This is a genomic window from uncultured Boseongicola sp. (assembly GCF_937988555.1).
In the GTDB taxonomy this organism is placed as follows: domain Bacteria; phylum Pseudomonadota; class Alphaproteobacteria; order Rhodobacterales; family Rhodobacteraceae; genus Boseongicola.
Genome location: NZ_CALJXO010000003.1, coordinates 1 through 5,087 on the forward strand (window position 1 = coordinate 1; position 5,087 = coordinate 5,087).

At 53.4% G+C, this 5,087-nt stretch carries 6 protein-coding genes; 4 read left to right on the forward strand and 2 right to left on the reverse strand.

From position 1 onward, the window contains the following. The coding region (locus Q1B15_RS00050; RefSeq protein WP_299748304.1) for a VOC family protein at window positions 1–184 on the reverse strand (184 nt) is incomplete at its 3' end. A 639-nt stretch (window positions 185–823) separates the two neighbouring features. Here Q1B15_RS00050 and alaE point away from each other — a divergent pair. The 4 genes from alaE to Q1B15_RS00070 all read left to right on the forward strand — a co-directional run bounded on the left by alaE (window position 824) and on the right by Q1B15_RS00070 (window position 4,690). Continuing rightward, window positions 824–1,231, forward strand: coding sequence for an L-alanine exporter AlaE (gene alaE / locus Q1B15_RS00055; RefSeq protein WP_299748307.1), 408 nt, complete (start codon window positions 824–826; stop codon window positions 1,229–1,231). Window positions 1,232–1,583: 352 nt separating this feature from the next. Then, complete coding sequence (locus Q1B15_RS00060) at window positions 1,584–2,087, forward strand: Hsp20/alpha crystallin family protein (RefSeq protein WP_299748310.1); 504 nt, start codon at window positions 1,584–1,586, stop codon at window positions 2,085–2,087. 510 nt (window positions 2,088–2,597) lie between these two features. Continuing rightward, complete coding sequence (locus Q1B15_RS00065; RefSeq protein WP_299748313.1) at window positions 2,598–3,764, forward strand: cytochrome P450; 1,167 nt, start codon at window positions 2,598–2,600, stop codon at window positions 3,762–3,764. 485 nt (window positions 3,765–4,249) lie between these two features. Then, the gene (locus Q1B15_RS00070; protein WP_299748316.1) at window positions 4,250–4,690 is read left to right on the forward strand and encodes a hypothetical protein; all 441 of its coding nucleotides are present in this window, start codon (window positions 4,250–4,252) and stop codon (window positions 4,688–4,690) included. A 49-nt stretch (window positions 4,691–4,739) separates the two neighbouring features. On the opposite strand, the gene Q1B15_RS00075 is transcribed toward Q1B15_RS00070, so the two are convergent. Beyond that, on the reverse strand, window positions 4,740–5,087 hold a 348-nt coding region (locus Q1B15_RS00075), incomplete at its 5' end, for an ATP-binding protein (RefSeq protein WP_299748319.1).

The following is a 5,087-nucleotide window of genomic DNA, read 5'->3' on the forward strand; positions in this document are numbered from 1 at the left end:
TCATTACAGAACCGGGTGTGCCAACTTCGTCACCGTAATAGAGGTGATAAACTTCCGGCGCGTCAAAATTCACGGTCTTCTTCACTCGGCGCAGGCCGAGGGTTTTGGTGAAGAACGCATTGTTTTCAGCTGCATCGCCAGCCATCGAGGTGACGTGGTGCAGACCCTTGATTTCCTTGATCATCGTTTCGCCTTTCAAATCGTCTGTCTCTTGTCGACACTAAGATAGGGCAATGCAGTGTTGTTCAGAATAGAAACGTTCTTGCATTGAGGCCTAGCTGGCCCGAAGCTGCATATTTGGGCTCCATGAAGCACGTTACAGACTCAAGTTGACAGCCATGGTTAGGTAAGGCTCTGACACATTTCGAAAATTTGGGTTATCTGTTCATTTTGGGTGTGCCTGTGGCGCGATGTGCTCATTAATCCATATCAAACCCAAAATGAACGTCAAATCGACTTGTTTGAGTGTTCACGCACAGTGTCATTATGGGTCCGCCCTAATTACACAACAATTGAGGATAATATCTTATTTAGCTAGACGTCTGTAAGTAGCCCTGAGAACATCAGTCTACATTTGTTCTTTCAACTGGCCAAATGTGCACGCTCGGTCCAGTTAGGCCGACAACCCAACTTAGGGCCTTCATGGACGGCCCAAAGCTGCCGTTCGTCGCGGGTTTAGTCGCTGCGGTGCAGCTTCCCCAAAGCAGACCCTTAAGCTTGCGGCAGCATTTGTCGGCATCGATGACTGCTCAGCGGGACTTTGCTGCCTTTCAGCGCATCCTTTCATCTCGACATAGGTCGCGATCTCCAATAGCGCCGCGTCATGAAGAGCTATTTCATTGATACCGCCGCAACTGTCACTTTCTTTACGGTTGTCGCCGCTCTGAGCGAGCTGTTGATTGCAGGCATGGATCCCAAACAGGTTCTGATTGCGCGACTGATCATGATACCGGTCATGATGGCTACGGCGCGGCCCTATGGCCTATGGCGGGACTGGTTTTTTTCAAAGACTCGGCCACAACGGCGGATAACGAACGTCGTCTGCGACATCATTGCTTTCATCACATTCCAAGTGCCTGTCTATGTGGTGACACTTGCCTTAGCGGGCGCAACCGCTTCAGAAATCGCAGCGGCAGTGAGTGCATCTATCGTGTTTATGATCCTGCTAAGCCGACCATTCGGCATATATCTTGAAGCCGTGCGAAATTGGGCAAGAACTTCTGTAAGGTAGGGCTCCTTGCTGCCGTTAGCCGCATCGCAGCATCCTGCCAAACGATCTCGCCCCGACCAACATGAACGGCCCAGACCAGCCTTTCGATCCATCAACCAGCGCCGCAGTGCAGCTTTCGCATTCCTGCCATTCGTGCATGCCGCAGCATTTTTGTCGGCTAAAACGTCAGTGTGCGGGACTAATCCGTCATTCGCTGCGGGGCAGGACCTTGATGTCGAATGGACCACTGGCAAACGGGCACGGAGGTCTGTTTTGCGTCGACGTTCTGCATTGAGCAATATCAAAGCCGAAACGCATTTTTCTGGCATCATCAGCGAATAACCTAATCGGACAAATAAAGAGGATTTAGAAGATGCTCGGAGAGAAGACGACACCGCAACGGTTCACCGCAAGAAATCCACTAACTGACAATTTTCGGCGCGAGATGGAGTCAGTGATGTCGCGGTTTTTTGGAGACACTCCACCATTCTCACCACTAGAAACCGCCGCGCAGCGGACGGGTTTCCCTTCGCTCGATATGACGGGTGCGGTTTCGCCCGCCATCGACATCAACGAGACAGATACGGCCATCGAATTGACAGCTGAGTTGCCTGGCCTTTCCGAAGATGACGTCGAAATCGAGCTCAAGGACGGCAGATTGACTCTACGTGGTGAGAAGAACGTCACACACGACGGTAAAGGCGATCTGCGCATCAGTGAGCGAAGCTACGGCAGCTTTTCTCGAACTATGACGCTACCTGACACTGTCGACATCGAAAAGATTACTGCCGAGTTTGAGCAAGGTGTTTTGAACATCACCATGCCGAAAACTAAGCCGGCGGAACCAAGTCGAAAGATCAAGGTCTCTTCAAAATAGCGACTTATTCAAAGGCTGTTGGCTTCCCGAACCGGCGTCACGGACGCACGGGGGGCGACGTTTATCGGCCTTCTAAGTGCCGTTCTGTTCGCTGATCCGGTGTCCGGGGGTTCTAGCTCGTTGGCTGCTTTCATGGAAAGCGGGCCCCTACGTAGTGTGAGCAAACGGCCAAGTTGTGGGACAAAGCCGCCATTCTTTCCTTGAGATCGCTGGTGAAAAAGTTCGTTATGCACTTTGAATCCCACAACTTTGGAATACGCTATCAACGACGGGGAGGACATCTTGCCGAAAAAGCAAAAGCGCCGGGACTCGATATCCGTAGTTGGACCGTATTCCCGTGTCAGGGTCATCGTAGCTGTTGTCGTCTTTTTCTTTGCGTTTGCTGCAATCGGCTATCGAATGCTCTTTGGCTGACCGCTCTGCGGAACCAGGACGCGGACCTTGCTGTTTCTTCCTGATACTGGCTGTTTAATGCTAGGCTTCAGCCCGGGTGAAGGAGGAGTACGAAAGATGGGCGAACTGTTCGAGCTTTATTCGCATGGTATCGATGCCGATCCATTTCCGGGATACGCTCGGTTGCGGGACGATGCGCCCTGCTATTGGAGCGATAGCGCGGGCCTTTGGATTTTTTCGCGGTACGAGGACGTCGCCAAAGCTGCGCAAGATTGGGAGACCTTCTCATCGCTGCGCGGCAACTTGATCGATGAAATTCCCGGGCGCTCAGGCGGGACACTGGGCACCACCGATCCGCCACATCACGACCGGCTGAGGTCACTCGCGCAAGCCGCGTTCACGCGCAAGGCAGTCGAAGACTTGGTTCCACGAACAGGAGCGATCGTGGATGCGACCATCGAACAGCTCGATGGTATAGATGCCTTTGATTTCGTCGCTGACTTTTCAAGCCGCGTGACGGTTGGAACGATCTTTGCGCTCCTAGGGCTGCCCGAACGCGACCCTGCAGAAATCCGTCACAAGGTGGTCCTTTCGATTTCGACCGATAAAGAAGCGCGGGGCCGAAATCCTCAACTCAACGAGGCATTCACGGAATTGACGCACTTTCTGGCAGACGAGATCGCGGAACGTCGCACCCGTCCAGCCGATGACCTGATCACTGCGCTGGCCGAGGCCGAGGTCGATGGAGAACGGCTGACGGATCGAGAGGTGATGCTGACGACCACAATGTTTGTCGTTGCGGGGGTCGAGTCCCTGTCGAGCTTCATGAGCATCTTTGCGCTTAACCTGGCAGAACACACAGACTCCCGACGACGCATCGCCGCAGACCCGGGTCTTACGCCACAGGCAATCGAAGAGTCCCTCAGGTTCAACACCTCGGCGCAAAGGTTCAAGCGGACCGCGACCAAGGCGGTTGAGGTCCACGGAAAGATCATATCGCCGGGTGATACCGTCGTCCTGGCATACGGCGCGGCAAATCGTGATGAGCGAAAGTTTCCAGAGGCCGATGTGTTCGATATCGATCGAAATCCGCGTGGTCACCTGGGCTTCGGCACTGGAAAGCACTTCTGCATCGGCAGCGTTTTTGCTCGCATGGTAACAGCTGCCGCCATCAACCGACTCCTGTTGCGCATTCCGGACTTCGAACTTGGAACTCGAGATATCGACTGGATTCCGTCGTCGAATTTCCGCAGTCCCGTGTCTCTTCCCCTCGTGTGTGCCTAATCTCGGGCGCCGTCCGCTTTGGGCTCTGAGCAGACCACTGCAGTGCGGCATGCTTGATCTTCCGGTTGAGCCCGCCTCCAATAGCGCACGTTCGTGTGTCTGGGAAAACGCCCTCGCCTCAGACGCTTAGGCCCACACCCGGACATTCCTAGATTGGAAGCGGCCCTTGGACTGGCTGGCGTGGAACGACGGCATCGAGCCCACAACAGACATGGTCCTGCGCCGACGCTCGCAGATGCAGCAACCCCGTTGACCGGACCCATCAGCTGCGCCGCAGAAAGAAAAGCTGCCGTTCGTTGCGCCCGCAGCGATTTTCATGCCCGTGATGTCCGAGTTGCGGGACGAAGCCGTCACTCATTACAACACTAAGTCATCGTCTGCTAAACTGAACGACGGATTTTGAGGCCACATTATATTCAACAATTGACAGGTTTCCGTTTTGTTAGACGATGGCCCTACTCAAACAAGAAAAGGGGAGGCTTGTGATGAAATTCTTTCACAGTGTCGCATTCGCGGCAGCAATCGCGATCACGGGATCAGTTTCGAATGCGCAGGACGATGCCGGATTGAACAAAGATTATCGGACGTTTCACTCAGATGGGAAAGTCGAATACGGCGAGATCGGCGACAGCTACGACTCGGACCTCGTGATGTATCTCGCAGGGAACCAGTTCATGGTGATGGAAGAACTCATCCAGGATTTCCAGTCGTTGAACTCCGACATTGAGACGATTTATGTCGAGACGATACCGCCCGGACAAATTCTGAATGGTCAAATCCTTCAGCAAGGTCAGATCAACGATCAGGACACTGCGATGAACCCCGATCTCTATGCGTCGGTGAACCTCAATCACCTCAAGAAACTCGCTGGAATGGAGAAGATGAATGACTACATGATCTACATGTTGATTTGCGTTGAGAACTGACCCGGTATTTTCACCGAGATTTGACCCACCCTTGTTTATGTATCCACGGTTATGCGTTGGTCAATGTTGGCGTCTCCTTTCGGTTTTTCTTTGCGGCCTCAGAGCTGGCCTTGAAGCGGTAGCTGTCGTTGCCGGTCTCGAGGATGTGGCAGCGATGTGTGAGGCGATCCAGAAGCGCGGTTGTCATCTTTGCATCTCCGAAGACCTGAGCCCATTCTGAGAAGCTGAGGTTGGTGGTTATGATGACGCTGGTGCGCTCGTAGAGTTTGCTCAGCAGATGGAACAGCAGTGCGCCGCCGGATGGACTGAACGGGAGATAGCCAAGTTCATCCAAAATCACGAGATCGATTTTGGTCATCATCTCTGCCATCTTTCCGGTCTTGCCGAGCACTTTTTC